At 66.6% G+C, this 17,886-nt stretch carries 17 protein-coding genes and 2 tRNA genes; 9 read left to right on the top strand and 10 right to left on the bottom strand.

Going from position 1 to position 17,886, the window contains the following annotated elements:
* The 3 genes from ACGFJ7_RS42945 to ACGFJ7_RS42935 are packed head-to-tail and all read left to right on the top strand — an operon-like array spanning position 1 to position 1,918.
* Entirely contained in the window at positions 1 to 801 is an 801-nt protein-coding gene (locus tag ACGFJ7_RS42945; RefSeq protein WP_392647914.1) for an ABC transporter ATP-binding protein, read from the top strand.
* Positions 802 to 839: 38 nt separating this feature from the next.
* The gene (locus ACGFJ7_RS42940; RefSeq protein WP_392647912.1) at positions 840 to 1,469 is read left to right on the top strand and encodes a hypothetical protein; all 630 of its coding nucleotides are present in this window, start codon (positions 840 to 842) and stop codon (positions 1,467 to 1,469) included.
* A complete protein-coding gene (locus tag ACGFJ7_RS42935; RefSeq protein ID WP_392647910.1) occupies positions 1,466 to 1,918 on the top strand; it encodes a hypothetical protein in 453 nt (150 codons plus the stop codon). Before ACGFJ7_RS42940 ends, ACGFJ7_RS42935 begins: the two co-directional genes overlap by 4 nt.
* A 52-nt stretch (positions 1,919 to 1,970) precedes the next feature.
* On the opposite strand, the gene ACGFJ7_RS42930 is transcribed toward ACGFJ7_RS42935, so the two are convergent.
* A complete protein-coding gene (locus ACGFJ7_RS42930) occupies positions 1,971 to 4,289 on the bottom strand; it encodes an exonuclease domain-containing protein (RefSeq protein WP_392647908.1) in 2,319 nt (772 codons plus the stop codon).
* 26 nt (positions 4,290 to 4,315) lie between these two features.
* Between ACGFJ7_RS42930 and ACGFJ7_RS42925 the strand changes: the two genes are divergently transcribed.
* On the top strand, positions 4,316 to 6,070 hold the full coding sequence (locus tag ACGFJ7_RS42925; RefSeq protein ID WP_392647905.1) for a restriction endonuclease: 1,755 nt from the start codon (positions 4,316 to 4,318) through the stop codon (positions 6,068 to 6,070).
* 45 nt (positions 6,071 to 6,115) lie between these two features.
* On the opposite strand, the gene ACGFJ7_RS42920 is transcribed toward ACGFJ7_RS42925, so the two are convergent.
* The 3 genes from ACGFJ7_RS42920 to ACGFJ7_RS42910 form a co-directional block, all read right to left on the bottom strand.
* Positions 6,116 to 7,207 (bottom strand): glycoside hydrolase family 19 protein, encoded by a 1,092-nt coding sequence (locus ACGFJ7_RS42920; protein ID WP_392647902.1) that lies wholly within the window; start codon positions 7,205 to 7,207, stop codon positions 6,116 to 6,118.
* A 172-nt stretch (positions 7,208 to 7,379) separates the two neighbouring features.
* Positions 7,380 to 8,339: a hypothetical protein gene (locus ACGFJ7_RS42915; protein ID WP_392647899.1), complete on the bottom strand. Its 960-nt coding sequence runs from the start codon at positions 8,337 to 8,339 to the stop codon at positions 7,380 to 7,382.
* 5 nt (positions 8,340 to 8,344) lie between these two features.
* Entirely contained in the window at positions 8,345 to 9,949 is a 1,605-nt protein-coding gene (locus tag ACGFJ7_RS42910) for a class I SAM-dependent DNA methyltransferase (RefSeq protein ID WP_392647896.1), read from the bottom strand.
* A gap of 117 nt (positions 9,950 to 10,066) precedes the next feature.
* On the opposite strand from ACGFJ7_RS42910, the gene ACGFJ7_RS42905 reads away from it, so the two are divergent.
* The 3 genes from ACGFJ7_RS42905 (at position 10,067) to ACGFJ7_RS42895 (ending at position 13,532) form a co-directional block, all read left to right on the top strand.
* Positions 10,067 to 10,140, top strand: a tRNA-Met gene (locus tag ACGFJ7_RS42905).
* Between the two features lie 115 nt (positions 10,141 to 10,255).
* Positions 10,256 to 12,403 (top strand): AIPR family protein, encoded by a 2,148-nt coding sequence (locus ACGFJ7_RS42900; protein ID WP_392647894.1) that lies wholly within the window; start codon positions 10,256 to 10,258, stop codon positions 12,401 to 12,403.
* Positions 12,404 to 12,413: 10 nt separating this feature from the next.
* Positions 12,414 to 13,532 carry a Gfo/Idh/MocA family protein gene (locus ACGFJ7_RS42895; RefSeq protein WP_392647892.1) on the top strand — a complete coding sequence of 373 codons (1,119 nt, stop codon included), beginning with the start codon at positions 12,414 to 12,416 and terminating at the stop codon, positions 13,530 to 13,532.
* Here the strand turns inward: ACGFJ7_RS42895 and ACGFJ7_RS42890 are convergent.
* The 5 genes from ACGFJ7_RS42890 to ACGFJ7_RS42870 all read right to left on the bottom strand — a co-directional run bounded on the left by ACGFJ7_RS42890 (position 13,520) and on the right by ACGFJ7_RS42870 (position 16,947).
* Positions 13,520 to 14,293 carry a prolyl oligopeptidase family serine peptidase gene (locus tag ACGFJ7_RS42890; RefSeq protein WP_392647889.1) on the bottom strand — a complete coding sequence of 258 codons (774 nt, stop codon included), beginning with the start codon at positions 14,291 to 14,293 and terminating at the stop codon, positions 13,520 to 13,522. The two genes, ACGFJ7_RS42895 and ACGFJ7_RS42890, sit on opposite strands and share 13 nt — an antisense overlap.
* Before the next feature lie 10 nt (positions 14,294 to 14,303).
* Positions 14,304 to 14,879, bottom strand: a complete 576-nt coding sequence (locus ACGFJ7_RS42885) for a uridine kinase (protein WP_392647887.1) — start codon at positions 14,877 to 14,879, stop codon at positions 14,304 to 14,306.
* Positions 14,880 to 14,974: 95 nt separating this feature from the next.
* Positions 14,975 to 15,733 (bottom strand): hypothetical protein, encoded by a 759-nt coding sequence (locus tag ACGFJ7_RS42880; RefSeq protein WP_392647884.1) that lies wholly within the window; start codon positions 15,731 to 15,733, stop codon positions 14,975 to 14,977.
* Positions 15,730 to 16,275, bottom strand: coding sequence for a SigE family RNA polymerase sigma factor (locus ACGFJ7_RS42875; RefSeq protein ID WP_360245984.1), 546 nt, complete (start codon positions 16,273 to 16,275; stop codon positions 15,730 to 15,732). The genes ACGFJ7_RS42880 and ACGFJ7_RS42875 overlap by 4 nt, the downstream gene beginning before the upstream one ends.
* A gap of 36 nt (positions 16,276 to 16,311) precedes the next feature.
* Positions 16,312 to 16,947, bottom strand: coding sequence for a TetR/AcrR family transcriptional regulator (locus tag ACGFJ7_RS42870; protein WP_392647881.1), 636 nt, complete (start codon positions 16,945 to 16,947; stop codon positions 16,312 to 16,314).
* Between the two features lie 41 nt (positions 16,948 to 16,988).
* Between ACGFJ7_RS42870 and ACGFJ7_RS42865 the strand changes: the two genes are divergently transcribed.
* Complete coding sequence (locus tag ACGFJ7_RS42865) at positions 16,989 to 17,216, top strand: hypothetical protein (protein ID WP_392647879.1); 228 nt, start codon at positions 16,989 to 16,991, stop codon at positions 17,214 to 17,216.
* 27 nt (positions 17,217 to 17,243) lie between these two features.
* A tRNA-Arg gene (locus ACGFJ7_RS42860) sits at positions 17,244 to 17,316 on the top strand.
* Here ACGFJ7_RS42860 and ACGFJ7_RS42855 read toward each other — a convergent pair.
* Complete coding sequence (locus ACGFJ7_RS42855) at positions 17,298 to 17,849, bottom strand: TetR/AcrR family transcriptional regulator (RefSeq protein WP_392647877.1); 552 nt, start codon at positions 17,847 to 17,849, stop codon at positions 17,298 to 17,300. The genes ACGFJ7_RS42860 and ACGFJ7_RS42855 overlap by 19 nt on opposite strands.
* Positions 17,850 to 17,886: the final 37 nt, after the last annotated feature.

The following is a 17,886-nucleotide window of genomic DNA, read 5'->3' as shown; positions in this document are numbered from 1 at the left end:
TTGCAGGCCCCATCCACTCTCGCGGCGTCGTCGCTGTCCCTCGGCTACGGCGACCGGCCAGTCGTCAAAGACCTGACCCTGCCCCTCCCCACGGGCAAGGTCACCATCATCATCGGCCCGAACGCCTGCGGAAAATCGACGTTCCTGCGCGGCCTGGCGCGTCTGCTGCCACCGTCCTCGGGCGCGGTACTGCTGGACGGCAAGTCGATCCAGGAGACCCCGAGCCGGGAGGTGGCGCTGCGGCTGGGCATCCTGCCGCAGGGCCCGATCGCCCCCGACGGCATCACGGTGACCGACCTGGTGAGCCGCGGCCGCCACGTACATCAGGGTTGGTTCCGTCGTTGGAGCAGCTCGGACGACGAGGCAGTGGAACAGGCCCTGACGGCAACGGGAACCTTGGAGTTGGCGGCCCGCTCGGTGGACGAACTTTCGGGCGGCCAGCGCCAGCGGGTGTGGATCGCGATGGCGCTGGCGCAGCGGACCGGCGTGCTCCTGTTGGACGAGCCCACGACGTACCTGGACGTGAGCCACCAGGTCGAGGTCCTGGACGTCTTGACAGACCTCAACGAATCCGAGGGCACCACCATCGTGATCGTCCTGCACGAACTGAACCTGGCCTGCCGCTACGCCGACCACCTGGTAGTCATGAAGGACGGCGCGGTGGTCACGGCCGGCGCCCCCACCGAGGTCCTGACCGAGGCGGTAGTCACCGACGTCTTCGGCATCCGCTGCCGCGTAGTCCCCGACCCCGTCTCAAACACCCCCATGATCGTCCCGATCGGCCGCCACCGAACCGCTTGACCCCGTGACGCTTCGACATTCATCTATACCATTGGCGCGTGGCCCGTCCTCACTCACCACAGCCGAAGCCCTCCGCCGGAGGCGGCAGTGGCGGCGGTGGGGATCCTCCCCGGCGGCGAACAGCCGTCGGCGGCGCCGACGACGGGGGCAGCCTCGCCGCTGCCCAGGAGAAGGTCGCCGAGGCGAGCAAATACGGCCGGCCCGGCGCTTCGGGCCGGCGTGCCGCTCCGAGGGCGAGTCCGGTCAAAGGGCCGGCGGCGAAGATCCCGTTGAAGCCTCCCAACAACCGGCACAACGTCAATGGCATCCGGCCTCAGAGCCCACCCAAGAACAAGAACACGATCGTGTTGCCGGGCACGGATGTCTCAGGTGATCTGGCGGATATCACCGCCGGCCGCGGCACGTGGATCGAGCAGGCCAACCAGTACGAGGTCAACGGCCGCCGGTACATGGTGGAGTCGACGGGAACTGTCATCCCCGTGTCGGGACCCGGCTTCGTCAACCTGTCGCGACCCGAATATAGGGTCCTCAAGCAGCTGATCAGCTCGGGCGGCGACATCGACGCGGCGCGAGAGGCGTTGCGCCGTGATCCGAGCATCAGCGAGGCCGATTGGCAGCCGGCACTGGATGTCTTCAAGCACCATAAGAGCTACAGGGGCGAGGCATGACCTACGGAATCTATTTCGACACCGGAACGCCGGCGGAGGCCCTCGGCCAGGCGCTGCACGCCGTCTACAACGTGCCGATCGAGCTGATCTACGTGGGTCCGTACGACCAACTCAACGACTATCCCGGCCCTGACCCGATCGTGCTGATCACTCCGGTCGAAGGTCAGTTCGGAAACGAGCTCAGCGCGGGCGACAAACTGCGGGAACTCACCAAAGCCAGCGAGCTCGAACTGGCTCAGACGATCTGCCGCGTCGCCCGGAGCCGCGCTTTGCTCGATGACGGCAGCGTCGCGCCGGACTACTGGTATCTGGTTGCCGCGGACGGCAGCTATGGACGCGTGCAGACCGACCCCGATCGCGAAGAGCTCACCGTCCTCTACGCGCTCGAACCCATTGCCGGCGAGCCGTACCTGCCAGTCGTTTCGCCGCCCGACTGGGCCCAGCATTGAGGGGTACGGTCCATGGCCGCACCCCTCAAGGTGCCGTTCTCCAGGTCCCAAATCAGGCCGTACTGGCTTGAGCTTCGATGAATGCGGTTTGGATCTCCTGTGGTAGCCGGCCCCGGGGTCCGACAACGTAGCCGTTTTCCCTGGCCCAGGCCCGGATGACGGCCGGTGAGGCCGGAACTCCGAGCGATCGCTCGACCCCGGCGGCCACGGTCGAAGGTTCGGCGTTGATGGGCGCTTCCAGAGCCGGCGTCTCGGCGGGCTGCACATAGGTCACCAGGTGCTCGAACACACCCGGGCGCACGATTCGCGTTCCGTGACGGCGTGCGGCCTGGCCTTTGGTCGAGTCCGGCCGTGCGTCCGGGGTCACCAGCACCGTCGTCTTGCTCGAAACGTTATTCATCACTCGCAGGCCCGCTACCTGCGCGGCAACCTCCAGGCGCTCCCGCCGCACGGGCTCACCGCCGGTGAACGCGACCTTCTGCCCGACGCGAAGCGGCTCCCCGTGCGCCCAGTCCTGCGGCAACGGCCTGCAGTCGCTGCTGAGCTGAGCAACCCACTCCGATTCTGCCTCGGACAGCAGACGCTTCACGGCGCCATCCGGCAGCCCGAGCATCTCCGCCGCATTGTTCAACTCACGACGCTCATCCGCGGAGACCCGGCCATCAGCGACCGCTTTACGCGCGAGCGCCAGCACGAATCCGCGGTGGGCGGCCTCGACCTCCACGCGGGCCAGCCCGGCGAACCGGGCGTGATCAGCCAGCGCAGTCACCTCTTCCATCGTCAGCACGCCGTCTTCAATCGCTTCGGCGAGCAGCTCCACGTAGCCGGCGGCCGACGCCGGCGCGCCGTCGGGAAGCACGTCCGCGACCGGCAGTTCTTCCAACAGAACGGCAAGAGCTCCGGCCGGAGCCGGGACCGGCGGCGGAACGGCCGGTGGCCGTACTTTGGCCTGCGCCGAGGAGGAGGGAACGGACGGCCATCCGACCAACTCCGCCCTCTCGGGCAGCTGGCGGTGCCGGCCCGCGAGCTCCGTCCCGGCGCCTAGGTACACACGCAAGAGCCCAGCGGCGGCCCGCGCGTCCTCGAGCGCCGCGTGCGCGTCGGTGAGCGGAACACCCACCGCGTGACAGCAGTCGGGAAGCCGGCGCCGTACCAGATCGGGCAAGTATTCATGGCTTTCGCGGTAGGTGCACAACGACACCACCTGCGGGAATCGCAGACGAGCGCGGGCGTACTCGGCGTGCAGGAACCGCAAGTCGAACTGCACGTTGTGGCCGACGATCACTCGTCCGACCAATCGGCGAGTCAGCTCGCCCACGATGTCGGCGAACCGCGGCGCGTCCGCCACGTCAGCCGCGGTGATGCGGTGCAAGCTGACCTTGCCGACAGGTCCCTCCGGGTTCACCAGAGTGGTCCACTCATCGACGACGTTGCCGTATCGATCGGTGGCGACGACCGCGACCTCGATGATCCGGTCGTACTCCGGTGACAGTCCGCTGGTCTCCACGTCCACCACCGCGAACCCGGCGAGATTGTCGCCACCAGCGGTTGTGTCCCTCGCGACCATGTCAGCCAGCGCGTTGCGTGCCCCTGCGGCCAGACGCGCCGACGCCTCATCAAGCAAATCATCGACTGGCCCGAGGTCGCCGAACGCGCCCTCCGAACGAACCAGCAGCTCCGACCCGGTCCTAGTCACGACCTCAGTAGCGTCTGCGATGTCCCACCGGACACTCTCCAGCGCCGCACGAGTCACCACCAGCGACAGCACACACGGCCGCCGCAGATCGTGCCGAACGACCACCACTCGCGCCGACCGAAGTCCCGGCGCCAACGCGAACGCCTGCCTCACCGCGGCAAGAACTTGGCTGTTCACCATCGCCTTGTACATCCAGGCGCGCTGCTCACCCGTGAGCGCATCCGGCAGAACACGGTCGGACGCGGCGGCGAGAGCCAGCTCGAGGCGATCACCATCGACGTTCACGACACCGACGGGCGCATATCCGGGTACTGCCTCGAACGCCGCGGCCAGCACGCCAAGGACAGTGTCTTCGTCGTTGCCGATCAGGCGCCGCCACTGATCGTCGAAGCCCGCCTGCTGGGCAACCCTGTGCGCCTCAGCCTCGGCCCACTGCGCCGCCATCCATCGTTCTGTGTATTCGGCCGCCGTTTGCCTCGCGCGAGTCCGGCCCGCCCGATCGAAGATCCCGACACCGCGCAACGCATGGCGCTCGTAGTGCCGGTACACATCCTCCCGGTCCGGCAGTGGTGCAGGCACCGCAACCCGCGGCCGGGCTGCCGCGAACGTCTCCCGGTGCACCTCGATCAGTTGCCGAACATCGGCGTACTCGGAAAAGGTCGAACGATCTGGCACGACCGATGACGCTAACCACGAGGACTTTGCTCGAACAGCCGCCGTACGGCGACAAGTGCAAGCCACACGATCAGGCAACTGAAGCCGTGTCGCTACCGCACAAAAAGCCCTTCCGGCACATCGACAATGGACCGGAAGGGATGCGCTACCGTTCCAGCCGGTCTTGGAGCCGACTTGGCCTCGTTCACCAGCATCCGGGAAGGGCATCGATGAAGCGCAACCCGGGAGTTCTGGACTTACTGGTGGAGGCTCAGCGGCGACGCCAACGCGAACAGCAGGCGCAACAGCGAGCGCAGGCAGCGACCTTTCAGGAGCAGCAGAAGGCACACCGTGCCGCACAACGTGCGGCCGCTCAGGGGCACAAAGCCGCGATGGCGGCCTATCAGAACGCACGAGAGAACGAAGCCGTTCAACAGACGGCCGAGCTCGAGCGGCAGATAGCCTCGCTCGGCCGGATTCTCGTCGACGGCGCTGCCTTGCCACCGCTACATCCGGCGCATCTGAGGACCGCAGCTCAGACAGTTCACTTCAACCCCGGACCGCTGGCGCATCCCATACCCTCACCCGATCCGGCTCGCTATGAGGTCCCGCCGCTGCCCGCGCTGCAATCACTCAATCCCACGGCTCGGCGAGAGCACGCGGACCACATCGCCCGTGCGCGCAGCCAGTTCGAACGCGACTGGCACTCGGCCCAGGCCGCCGAGGCCGACCGCCGCCGCCGCTTGGACGAGCTGCACCGTCGGCATCAGGCATGGCTCCACGACCAACAGCGACAGACGACCGAGCGAAACGCGTGGGCCGAGGCTCTGCCCACACGGCTGCACGCCGGCGACACCGACGCCGTCGAGGGCTACTTCACCGCGGTTCTGTATGTGAGCGCGGGCTGGCCACTCCACTTCCCGCGTGCCGCGCGCACCGAGTGGGACAGCGCCGCTCGCCAGCTCATCGTTGACTGGCAACTACCCAGCTTCGAGGCGGTTCCGGACGCCACCCGTGTCCGTTACGTCAAAAGCAGCGACGAATACAGGCGCATCGCGATGGCCGCAGGCCCGCGAGCTGCTCTCTACCGCGACGTGGTGTGTCAGAGCACCCTCCGGGTGGTCGCTGACCTGTTCCGCGCCGACCACTTCGAGAACCTGGCATCGGTCGTCCTCAACGGGTACGTGGCGGCCCACGATCCCGCGACCGGCCAGGACGGCGATCGCTATCTGGTGAGCGCCATGATTCGCCGAGAGGATCTGGCGGGCGTCCGTCTCACCGAGGTCGACGCCGCCGCATGTCTGCGTCAGCTTCGCGCCCAGGTGTCCGCACGATCTGAACGCCTCGAAACGGTCCGACCCTCGCGGCTAGCCCACAGCCATCCTGACGTGCCGCCGGCGCCAGTCGACGACCCGGCTGACCAAAACCTCTACCAAATGGACCCGGCACGCTTCGAAGACTTGGTAGCCGATCTCTTCCGCGCGCGTGGGCTCGAGGTCGTGACCACCGCCCGCAGCGGCGACGGCGGAGTTGACGTCGAGGCTCGGGACCCCGACCCCATCACTGGTGGACTCATCGTTATTCAGGTGAAGCGATACCGCGCGACCATCACACCCAGCGTCGTACGTGACCTTTACGGCACCGTGCAACATCGAGGTGCCACCAAAGGCATTCTGGTGACGACCTCGGGATTCGGGCCAGGCTCGCACGAGTTCGCCAGGGGCAAGCCCCTGACTCTGATCAGCGGCACTGAGCTGACCGACCTTCTGGCCCGCCATGACCTTCCGGGTCATCTCGGCTGATGAAGGGCTCGGCCGTGACGGCCGAGCCCTTCATCGTCCCCCAGATCAGCAGTAGAGGTTGCCGCCCGGCGTTACGCCGAGGATGGCGGTGAAACGGTTGTAGGCGTCGACGCGGCTCTGGACCTGGGCCGGGTTGCCGCCGTTGCACTCCAGGGAACCGTTGATGGAGCGGATGGTCTCGCCGAAACCGCGGCCGTTCACGATGGCGTCGTGGGGGGTCATGGTGCCCGGGCCGCGCTGGGTCATCCAGTACCAAATGGCCGTCTGGTAAGCCACCGACGACTCGTTCTTGACGCGGTCGGGGTTGTTCAGCAGGTCGATGCCGAGGGCGTCGCCGGCCGCCTTGTAATTGAAGTTCCAGCTCAGCTGAATGGGGCCGCGGCCGTGGTATGCGCTCTGGCCGGCGGGGCAGCCGTACGGCTGGTTGCGGTCGCAGTAGAGGGGCCAGTTGGCCTGGTTGATCTCCTCGACGTAGACCAGGCCGCCGGACTCGTGATTGACGTTGGCGAGGAAGGCCGCGGCCTCCTGCTTCTTGACCGTGTCGCTGCCGGTGGCGGTGAAGGCGGGGAACTTCTTGATGGCGTCGATCAGGCCCGAGTACGAGTAGAACGCGATCCGGTTCGGGAACATCTGATTGAACTGGGCTTCGCTGACCGGGAAGGAACCGGAGCCGGCGGGCGGCGGAGTCGTGGTGCCACCTCCCGAGCAGGTGAACGGGGACCAGTACCAGGTGCTGATGACCGGATCGTAGCCCGGGTTCTCATGCGAGGCCTTGTAGTACTGCCCGTTGGTGTACTTCACGATGGCGCCGGCCGCGTAGTACTGCCCAGCGACCCAGTTCGGGTAATTGCAACCGGTCGCCGGGGGCGGCGTCGTGCCACCGCCGCAGGCGCCGTTGTCGGCCCACACACCGGAGCCGCCGGTGCTGGGCGTTTCACCCTGGGTCCACCACTTGGCGGTCCAGTTGTGCCCGTTGTACGAGGCCCGCTGATTACCGGTGTAAACCGCCGAGCTGCTGTACGCGGCCACGCAGGCCTCAGCCGCATTGGACGCCGTCATGGGGATGACCGCGGCGGCGGCACCGGCCAGCGCAACACCAACCGCCGCCACGATGGACAGAAGCCGTTTCCTGGGCATGACAAACCTTCCGTACGTCGGGGAACGTACTGGCGCGAGGGGGATGAGTGGTACATCGACTCAACTAGATCCCGCTCACCGAAGTCAAGCCCTCTGTAAACAAACCTCAAAGTTTGCCCGAACGCCCCGCGTAGCGCCCATCCAGTGGCTTCTGCAGTCACTACGTGACGAGCTACAGCTCCTCGAGTTCCTCTTCGATCTCTTCTTCGACCGCTTCGGCGCTGGACAAGAAGATGTGGTACTTGTCCGACTCGCTCAGATGATCGAGGAATGACTGGCGAAGCTCCTGCATTCCGAGGTAGTACTTCCGGAACGACTCGCTGACCTCATCTGCCCTGTTCCGGCTGGGCGCCACTGGAATGAGGATCTCGCGGTAACGGCTACCGACGTCCTCGCGGTTGGTCTGCATGAAGACGATCCGGTCCCATTGCCGGCGCACCGCCCGCAGACTCATGGCCCACAGCAGGTAGAAGTTGTCGAAGCCGGAATCCTCGGCGGCGTGGAGCACCAGGATCTCCTTGGTGAGCACCAACCTCTCCTGGCCGGGCATGAGAACCGCGAAATCGCCGATGTTCTTGCTGGTCCGAATCGGCGTCAGGATGTCGTACGGCGACAGTCCCGAGGTCTTTCCGCGCCAGAACCGCTCAGCGACGACATCCGTCACCCGGTTGGTCGGATTGATGTTCACCTGGCCGGCCCTCAGGTCGGACACCTTGATGTACGGAACCATGCCGGTCCGGAGGTCAGCGCTCGGACTGCCGTGCCCCGGCCGCGCGACGACGCGCCCGTCGTCAATCAGGTCACCTAGAGTCACAGCCTCGAAGCCGGAAAATTCCGGCTCTTCGAGGAGAGTCTTGAAGTTCGCGACCGATCGGTCGTCGAAGTAGACCGGAACCGCCTGCAAGCCGGGCTCGAGCCTCTCCCGTTCGACCCATCGGGAAGTCGCCGTCGTTTCCTTGTCCCAAACTACGTTGTTGACGTCCTCGAGAACCTTGTCGTCCAGTTCACCGGTCCGGGTGCCGGTCCGCGGGTCGACGACATAGAGCTCTTCGCCGTCCTTGTTGATGCCGACGGTGGGCGCGTATGAAACGAAGACGTAGCCGTCTCTGAACCAGCTGGGTCGGTGCGCCATCACGCCTACCTCTTCTCGAAGACGTACAGGTTGGTCTTGGCTCGGCAGAAGCCTTGGAAGGCCTCCATCGGAATATTGACGACACCACGCAGGATGAATCGACTCTCGAGCCATTTCGGCAACCAGTTGTAGGTCGCCGAGAAGAAGTACGTTTCCGGCAAAATGATGCCCAACCGACCACCGCTCACCAACAGCCGATGTGCACGCTCGAGGAAGACGAGTCCAATTTCGAGCGCCCGATACTGGCCGTTTTCCCGCTGGGCGATCGTGTACCTGTTGCGACGCGCCTCCACGCTGCTGACCTTGAGGCCCTGGCCGAACGGCGGGTTGGTGAGAACCACCGTGAACGACTCATCGGCGAGGGGCTTGAGGAGGTGTGGGTAGTCGCGCTCCCAGCGATCCTCGCGGATCGAGTCGCCGGCATGAATGTTGACCGGCCCATCGCCCAGGCTGAGCATGATCGCTCGGGCGAGCTTGACGTTGATCGCGTCTTTGTCGACGCCGTATATCTGCCGATGAGCCCGCGCGCGCGCCGCAGCGTCGGCCATGTCGCTGCTTGATCTGATCAACTCGGTCACGGAAAGGAAGGACTCCACCAGAAATCCTCCGGTACCGCAGGCGGGATCGATCACCTTGTCGCTCGGGGTGATCTCCATCAGCCGGACAGCCGCCTCGATCACTCTCTGCGGAGTGAAGTACTGCCCTTCGCCCGCTTTGAGGTTGGCCCGCCGAAATACCTGGAAAGCCGACGAAATAGCTTCCGGCCTCATGTCGACCAGGTTCAGCCCGGAGAGTTCGTAGACCACGTCCTGAATACTGTGATCATCCAGGTCGAGATCGGCATCGTTAGGATCGGTGAAGACGTCCGGCTGAAACCTGGTCAAATCGGCGAACATGCCACGAATCTTCTTCGCGGTCTCGGCTTCGCCGCCTGCGGCAAGCTGGAATTGCACCGGCTCGCTCGGCGACGCCTGGGCGCTCTTGTCCGACTCGATCTTCAGGAGCAGAAGGTTGCAGAGCTCGTTCAACTGCGTCTCGGACCGCGTGGCGCGGCTGTCGCGGGCCACCACCGCATCGAGCAGGCGCTTGAAGACCGAGCGAAGGCTGCCGTTCTGGGGAACGCTGAGGTCGTCGTAGGTGAGAGGTTTCTCGGACGGCAGCTCGAGTTGCTCGGCCGGCTTCGGCACCCCGCGATTGCGTTGGTGTTTGAAGTTCCCGTCCGGAAGTTTGTAGACCCGCACATTCTCTTGACCGTTGGTCCAGTAGCCGAGCTTGGCGCGAGGCTCGCGGGCCAGGTAGATCTCGAGTTGCGAAATGCCTTGATCAAGCTCGGGTGCCTTGAACTCGAACAGGACCACGACGTGCTGCCAGTCGTCGACGTGCGCGGCGTCATCGAACAGGGCCAGATCAACCGGCCACGAGGAGAACGACTTGCCGCCCTCGCGCTGCGCGGCATCGTGCGGAGACTTGGGCACGCGCCACTCGGGCTGCCAGCGCACCTGGTCCCGGCTCCAACCGGCTTTCGCGAGCTCCTCGATGATGGGCAGACGAACCTGCTGGTGCTCAGGACCGCTCAGTGTTCGGTTGTAGTCCGTGTTCTCTCCAGGCACCGAGCCATCCTATGGGCTGGGTACGACACTTCTGAGCAGCGACCCGTCAGCCTGACGGGTCGCTCGGGGGGTCGGCCGGCGGGTCCCGATATACCCGGACTATGCTGGATTCGCCGACGCGGGGTGGAGCAGCTCGGTAGCTCGCTGGGCTCATAACCCAGAGGTCGCAGGTTCAAATCCTGTCCCCGCTACAAATGTTCCAAGCCGTCCTCCGCGTTCGTCATCGCGGATGACAGGAAAGCCTCGGGCCGCTATCGCGTGCGACAATCCACTTCGCACTCCGCTCTTCGGCTCGAGGAGGCCCATTTGAGCTCGCCCAGCCACCGATCCGGTGCCCGCGACGTAGCTCTGCAGGTCCGTCAGACCGAGGCGGCTCTCCGCTCGGTCTACATCAACCCGGGTCTGCTCAACCTCGAAGATATCGAGGGACGGCCGGAGGAGGAGCGCGCTCCTCGCGCTCTTTCGCGGGCGCTCGCCGCCCAGGCCGTGCGCATAGTCACCGGGTGGGCCGCACCGGATGCGGCGCTCACCGTCATCGACGGTGTCGCTGATCAGGGCATCGACGCGATAGCGGTGGTGGAGAAGCCCGAACCGCACGTCTTCCTGGTGCAGGCGAAGTGGAGCAAGAACGGGAGCGCGAACGCCGACCGATCCGCGGTAATGGAGCTTCTGGCCGGCCTGCGCCTCATCGACGACGAGGAATTCACACCGTTCAACCTCCGCGGGCGGATCCTGGCCGAGCAGGCCAAGAACGTCATGTCACAGGGACCCGTGCCGGTCACGCAGGTCATCGTTCTGATGCGGGCCGATGACGTGCCGCTCGGATTTCTCGATGCGGTCCAGGGCGGAGAGCGCGAATTCAACCGTCACGGCAACGTGCTCGACAGCCGTATCATCCTCGCGTCGGAGGTCTGGGCATCGGTTCGCGACGACATGTCCACACGGCCGGTCGACTTGGACGCCGAGCTGTTCCCGTGGTTCCCCATCAGCACGCCGTACATTTCGTACCAGGGCGTAGTGGAGGCGGAACAGGTTGCCCGGTGGGTCGAACACGGTACGAACCTCTTCCAGCTGAACATCCGAAACCCTCTCGGGCGCACCGCGATCAACAACGAGATAATCGAGACTCTGACCGACGAGCCGGCGCACTTCTGGTACTTCAACAACGGCATCACCATCCTTTGCGAGTCGGCGGACGCCGTCCCTCAGTCGATTCGATCGCCGCAGATGAAGCCGATCAAGCTGACGCTGCACAACGCGAGTGTCATCAACGGGGCCCAGACCGTCCGGTCCGTCGCGGAGGCCGTTGCCGCTGACGAGGAGGCCGGATCCGCCCAGGTCGGTGTGCGCATCATCGTGACCGGCAAGGCGGAGGAATTCGCCAAACGCGCCACCCAGGCAACGAACCGCCAGAATCGGGTGGAGGCACGCGACTTCATCGCGCTCGATCCGGTACAGGCCGCCATCCTCGAGGACATGCGCGCCGAGCTCGGTCTCGAATACAGCGTGCGCCGAGGCGAGTTGGAGCCGGAGCGCGATACCGGCTGCTCGGTCGTCGAAGCTGCTTGCGCGCTGGCCTGCGCTCACTCGGACAGCCAGTACGCGGCCCGGATCGCGACTACGCTCGATGTCCTCTGGGAACGTGGCTCGCAGGGCATCTATGACATCCTGTTCCGGCCGCAGCCCGGTGTATATGCCGTTTGGAACACCGTGCTGGTTCTGCGGGAGGTGCGCCGTGTCCTGCACGAACTGAAGCCGCAGTATCAAGGCCGCGGCGCCGCCCTGATCGAGCACGGCGCGTACCTTCTCACCCATCTGGTGTTCCGTCGGCTCGACACCGATGGGATCGATGAGCCCGATTCGAGGCTGGAGTGGTCACGGCAGGCGCTGAACCAAGTGAAGATCCTGATTGAGGAGCTTCTGCCGAGGGTGGCCACGACCATCGACGATCTCTTTTCGGACCGTGCGCAGATCCGAGCCGTCTGCTCTGACGTCACACGTTGTCGCGAGATCACCGAACATGTGCTGACCTCGCAAGGAACCTCTCAAGTGTCAAGCAACAGGTATCGCCGGATGCCGCCAGGACGTACCCGTCGCCCCAACGCGGTGTCGGTTCTGGTGGACAAGGCAGTTCTCCCCGAAGGGGAGCCTCTCACCCTTGTCGTCTCGGTGCCCAGCGAGGTGGAGGCCTTACACCAATGGCTGGCCGAAGACCCTAAACGCGGACGCGGTATCTGGGTTCCCCATCGCGGCAAGCCGATCATCTGGGCTGCCGACGGCCGGCCCTACTCACCATCGGGACTGGTCTCTCGCATCTGGGAGCTGGCCGGCTGGGAGAACCGGCCAGTAGCCAATCAGGGAACCGCTCGATGGACTGTCAGCTCCGGAGAGACGCTGGCGGAGCTCGCCTGGCGCACCCTGAGCGAGATCGATTCCGCTGATGAAGCCAGTTAGCGAGCCGAGGATGACGGAAAGATCGGTCGGCGTCGCTGTTGTGGGGTTCGGGTGGATGGGGCGGGTGCACACGCAGGCGTATGCGCGGGTGCCTCATCACTTCGCTGATGTGCCGGCGGTGCGGCTTGTTTCGGTGGCGGATGACGTGCCGGGGCGGGCTCAGGCGGCGGCCGCGCGGTACGGGTTCGGCCGGTCGGTGGAGAGCTGGCGGGAACTCGTCGACGATCCTGCGGTTGAGGCGGTCAGTATTACCGCGCCTAACTTTCTGCATCGGGAGATGGGTGCCGCGTTCGCGGCGGCCGGGAAGCACATCTGGATTGAGAAACCGGTGGGACTCAACGCCGATGACGCCCGGGCGATCGTCGGGAGTGGTCAGGTCGCTGTGGGGTTCAACTACCGGAACGCGCCGGCCGTTGAGCGGGCCAAGGAACTCATCGCCGGTGGGGAGATCGGGGCCGTCACTCATGCGCGGTTTCGGTTTCTCAGTGACTATGCGGCTCATCCGGATGGGGCGTTGAGCTGGCGGTTCGAGCGGGACCGCGGCGGCAACGGGGTGCTCGGGGATCTCGGTGCGCACGGTGTCGACCTGGTGCGGTATCTGCTGGGGGAGATTGATTCGCTGGTCGCCGACACCGCGATTTTCATTCCTGAGCGGCCTCGGCCGACCGGAGCTACGGAGGGGCATCAACGCGGCAGCGGTGAAGCGGGAGTTGTGGAGAACGAGGACTACTTCGGCAGTCTGCTCCGAATGGTGAATGGGGCGCGTGTCACGCTCGACTGCAGCCGGGTCGCGGTGGGTGAACAGAACAGCTACGGGTTCGAGATTCATGGGACCGAGGGAGCGCTGTACTGGGACTTCCGGCGCATGGGTGAGCTGGGCATTGCCGGCGGCGGCGACTATTTTGTGCGGCCGGGCGACGGCGACTTCGGGGCGTTTCAGCCGGGGGCGGGCATTCCGATGGGGTACGACGACCTGAAGGTGATCGAGGCGGCTCGGTTTCTGCGGTCGATCGCCGAGGGGAAGCCGTACGGGGCAACGCTCAAAGATGCCATTCGCAGTGCCGAAGCGCTCGACGCGATGGAGCGCTCGGCGGCGACCGGCGCCTGGGTGCAGCTTCAGAACAAGTAGCGGTCGAACCATTCGACGGCCAGTCTGTCCACCGCCGCGGCGTGTGGCGTCTGCGGTGCCGGGTCTGTTCCCGGTTGCGGGGCCAAGGCGTGGGCCATGTCCGGTACGACTTTCCAGTCGACAGTCGCACCGGAGGCGGTCAATGCGTCGACGGCGGCGCCCACCGGATTCAGGATGACGTCCGGCATGTCGTCGGCGCCGGTGATGAAACGAATGGCGGCATCCGCGATGTCCGCTGAGCGGGCGACGAAATCGACTCGGGACGCCACCGCGGAGGACGCGGAACTCCACGTGTACGGGTTGTCGTGAACGACTGACAGGGCGTCGATGGTGTCCCGCATGCGGACCACGGGATTGACCAGTACGGCGGCGTGCGCGGCGTAACCGCTCTCCGCCATGACCAGCTGAGCCGCCGCGCCGCCCATCGAGCCACCCATCATTCCGAGGGGAACGTCGTCGGCGATGCCGTTCTCGCGGCGGATGGAGGCGAGAGCGGACGGGAACTCGGCGAGCGCGCCGAAAAGGACGTGCTGGTAGAGACTCAGAACGGCGTCTTCGCCGAGCAGGCGCCGAAGCTCGTCCCGATCCGAAGTGGGCAGTGGCAGGCCCAGGTAGATCTTCCACGCGTCCAGGCCGTCGAGCGGCACGGCGGCGGCGAATGCGGACGGCGTACGAGGCGCGTCGAGCAGGTGATATCCGACCACGACCGGAGCCTCGGGGCGGGGACCACCGGATGGCGGCAGCACTACATGCGGAACCATGACGACGAGGCTATGCGACGCGGAGGTCGCCGAAGCCGGACACGATGAGGTCGGCGCGCCGCCACGGCTGGTCGGACAGGAAGAACGGAATCTCCTCCGCCATCCATTCGTCCCATTCGCGCTCGGCGTCGGCCATCGGCAGGCCCTTTTCGACGACGTCCCGTTGCAGGCCGCGCGCGCGGGCCTCGTCGAAAGGCGACTGCACCCACACGGTCACGTCGAGGTAGCGGGCCAACTCGCGGCGGGAGGCGCCACAACCCTCGACGATCACCGCGGATGCGGAGGCGGGAACAAAGATCTCCCCGGTACGCCCGTGAGCCTCCCACCCGGGTGGCGTGAAACGCACATCCTCGCCGGAACGCAGCGGTGCCAGGATTCCGTCGATCATGGCTGGCGCCCAGTCGAAGCGGGAATGCCACCAGGCCACGTCATCCGTGTGGACGAGGACAGCGCCGTCGATCGAAGCGGCCAGAGACGACGCGAAAGTCGTCTTTCCGGAGCCGCCGCGGCCGTCGACGGCGATGACGCGGGGGCCGCTGCCACGCGAGAAACCGTCGTCGAGAAGCGCTTCGACGACGGTTTCCATGCTTTCGGCCTGCCACGGGCCGGCCACCGGTTCACCCGGCCCGGGAAACATGCCCCGAGGCTACCCAACCGAGCCAAATCGGCCGTTCGGGCCGATCAGCCGACACCCTGCTGGGCGCCCTTGTGGACGTGGACGCCGGCGCCGAGCTCGACGATCTGGCTTTCGCTCAGGCCGAGGCCCTGCCAGACCTGGACGATCATGTAGATGCCGGAGGGCTGCTTGACCCACAGCTCCCAGCCGGTGTCGCCGCCGGGGGCGGTCGGGGCCGGGCCGTCGGGGGTCATGTCCTGGAGGCTCTTGAGGAGTACGCCGTCCTGGTCACCGACCTTGACCTTCTTGCCCTCGCGGCCCGGGCCGCTCTGGTCCTTCGACTCCAGCATCACGACGATCTTGTCGGCGAAGTGGTTCGGGTCGTAGATCGGGTCGGCCGACGGGTCGACGTCCGGGCCCGGGTTCTTGGCCTTCTCGGGGGCGAAGACCAGCGAGTAGTTGTCGTCGTTCTGGATGAACCAGCCCGACGGCACCTTGTCGACGGTGAAGCCCTTGGGCTGCTCGCCCTTGTAGGCCACGAGCTGCACCTTCGCGGCGGGACGAGCGGCGGGGCGATCGGCGGCGCGATCGGCGGCGATCGGCGCGGCGGACTCGCCGGCACCGCCGGTCGTGGTCACCGCGAACACCGCGACCAGGGCCGCGACGCCGAACGCGGATCCGGCGACCGACTGCAGGGTGCGGCGGCGGCGCAGGGCCCGGCGGCCGCGGACGACATCGGCCTCGGCGAGAGCCCGGACGGTGGTGGGGTTGGTCTCCGGCGCGGGGCCCGCGATCTTCTCGAAGTGACGGCGCAGGTCGCTCATCGGGTGGCTCCTTGGCTGCTGAGGAAGGTGGTCTGCGCCGAGTCGAGCGCAGTGCGGAGACGGTCCAGCCCACGGGCGGTCTGGCTCTTGACGTTGCCTTCGGAGCAGTTGAGGGCGTCCGCGGTCTCGGCGACACCGAGGTCGTGGAAGTAGCGGAACACCACCGCCGCCCGCATCCGCGGCGGCAGCTCGCGCAGCGCCTGCCGTACGGCCTCGCCCACATCGCCCGTGGCCTCGGCGAAAGCGACCTCGGGGAGCTCGGCCACCGGGCGTTCCCGTCGCCGCCAGATCCGCCGCCGCTCGTCGATCAGCGCGTTCACCAACACCCGGCGCACGTACGCGTCGGGGTTGTGCGCGCGCCGGAACGCCGGCCACGCCACGTACAGCTTCGTCAGCGCCGCCTGGACCAGGTCCTCCGCCAGGTGCGTGTCGCCCGCTGTGAGCAGGGTCGCCGTGTGGAGAAGGCGAGGCCGCCGGCCGACCACGAACTCGTGGAACTGCTCGTCTCGCTCGGTTCTGCCCGAGCCGCTGTCTCGTCTCACGCCCCGATGACGATTCCGCCGGCGGCGAGGTTGCATCTATCCGAGAAGGACATGGAGACCACTCTCGAAAAGGTCGTCGTCGTTCCATTCACCCGGATCGAGGTGGCCGGAGGCGGTCAGGGTCGGGTAGGCGCCGGGGTCGGCGGTGATGTGCCGGCGCGCCTGGGCCGGGTCGGCGGCGGCGGCGGTCGCGGCGGCGCCGACCACGAAGTTGGCCAGCAGGCGGGTGGCCACTGCCAGGTCGTGGCCGGTCAGGCCGCCGCGGATGAGGGTGGCCTGGAGGAATTCGGTACGGGCGAGGACGTTCGGGCCGAGCATCGGGCGGCCGATGAGGGTGACCGACCACGGATGACGCAGCATGGCGTCGCGCCAGCCCCGGATCAGGTCGCTGACGTCGGCCCGCCAGTCGGCGGTCGCGGCCGGGAGGCGTACCTCGGAGAAGATCTCGTCGACCGCCAGGTCGAGCACGTCGTCCTTGGTGCGGACGTGCCAGTAGAGCGCGGTGGCGCTGACGTCGAACCGCTGCGCGAGCCGGCGCATGGTCAGCCCGTCGAGGCCGTCCGCGTCGAGCAGGGCGATCGCCGCCTCGACGATGCGTTCCCGGGTGAGCGGCGGCGGGCGGCGGGGGCGCTCCGGCTCGGCGCGGAGCCAGATGCTGTCGGTCTTCGGCACCGAACGATGATAACCCGACTTAACAACGTTAAATTGCTTGCATGCCTCTCGTACGGGTTCAGGTCGACAGCAGTCGAGGCGCGGCGAAGAAGGTGCTCGCCCTCCATCGGGCCGGAAAGGTGGACCGGCCGTCGCGGGACGCGGCCCGTGACGCGGTGATCCGGCTCGGCCGTACCCCCGCAAGCGACCCCGTCTTCGTCGGGGTGACGAACGGCGAGCCGGTCCGCCTGCTGTACGACGTCGAGGTCTATCTGCACGCGACCCCATGAACACGCCACTGGTACCCTCGCGAGGACGGGCTCGTAGCTCAGTGGATAGAGCAACCGCCTCCTAAGCGGTAGGTCGCGCGTTCAAATCGCGCCGGGCCCACGGACGGCATTGGCCAGCGTCCTGGTCAGCAGGTCCAGGACGTGGTGGCGGGAGGCGCCGGGGCGCTCGGCCAGATATGACCACGCGGCGTAAAGCTGAGACCACATCAGGCTGATCACCCAGTCGGGCGGCAGCACCGGGTCGATGGAGCCGTCGGCGTGGCCGCGGCGGATCACCGCGTCGAGGTCGGGCTGCTCCCCCTCGGTGTAGCAGGCGCCGTCGGGCTCGCTGAAGACCAGCGACAGCAGCGAACCCAGGTCGAAATACTCGCGGCAGAGCCGCAGCAGCGCCTCGGCGCCGGTCCCCTTGTCCAGCTCGGCCAGCCGGGCGGCGCGGGTCAGGCGTTCGCCGCCCTCGACGGCCACGGCCGCCATCAGGTCGGCCCGCTCGGCGAAGTACCGATGCAGGGTGGTGCGCCCGACCTCGGCCGCGGCGGCGATGTCGCCCAGGGAGCAGGACGGGTTGCCGGCGAGCAGGGTGATCGCGGCGTCGACGATCGCCTGCCGGGTGCGGTTCTTGATGCCGGAGGTCACGCGCATACCTTACGGGAATTGGCATTGCCCGCGATGG

The sequence above is a fragment of the Actinoplanes sp. NPDC048988 genome (genome assembly GCF_043197815.1).
Classification (GTDB): Bacteria; Actinomycetota; Actinomycetes; order Mycobacteriales; family Micromonosporaceae; genus Actinoplanes.
Note: the sequence above shows the minus strand (reverse complement) of the source record. Positions and strands in the feature narration are given on the sequence as shown.

What these genes read in the sequence shown, in the direction of transcription:
- ACGFJ7_RS42935 (WP_392647910.1), top strand. Translation starts at nt 1,466, where the DNA reads ATGACCTACGGAATCTATTTCGACACCGGAACGCCGGCGGAGGCCCTC.
- ACGFJ7_RS42920 (WP_392647902.1), bottom strand. Translation starts at nt 7,207, where the DNA reads ATGCCCAGGAAACGGCTTCTGTCCATCGTGGCGGCGGTTGGTGTTGCG.
- ACGFJ7_RS42915 (WP_392647899.1), bottom strand. Translation starts at nt 8,339, where the DNA reads ATGGCGCACCGACCCAGCTGGTTCAGAGACGGCTACGTCTTCGTTTCA.
- ACGFJ7_RS42895 (WP_392647892.1), top strand. Translation starts at nt 12,414, where the DNA reads ATGACGGAAAGATCGGTCGGCGTCGCTGTTGTGGGGTTCGGGTGGATG.
- ACGFJ7_RS42890 (WP_392647889.1), bottom strand. Translation starts at nt 14,293, where the DNA reads ATGGTTCCGCATGTAGTGCTGCCGCCATCCGGTGGTCCCCGCCCCGAG.
- ACGFJ7_RS42885 (WP_392647887.1), bottom strand. Translation starts at nt 14,879, where the DNA reads ATGGAAACCGTCGTCGAAGCGCTTCTCGACGACGGTTTCTCGCGTGGC.
- ACGFJ7_RS42880 (WP_392647884.1), bottom strand. Translation starts at nt 15,733, where the DNA reads ATGAGCGACCTGCGCCGTCACTTCGAGAAGATCGCGGGCCCCGCGCCG.
- ACGFJ7_RS42865 (WP_392647879.1), top strand. Translation starts at nt 16,989, where the DNA reads ATGCCTCTCGTACGGGTTCAGGTCGACAGCAGTCGAGGCGCGGCGAAG.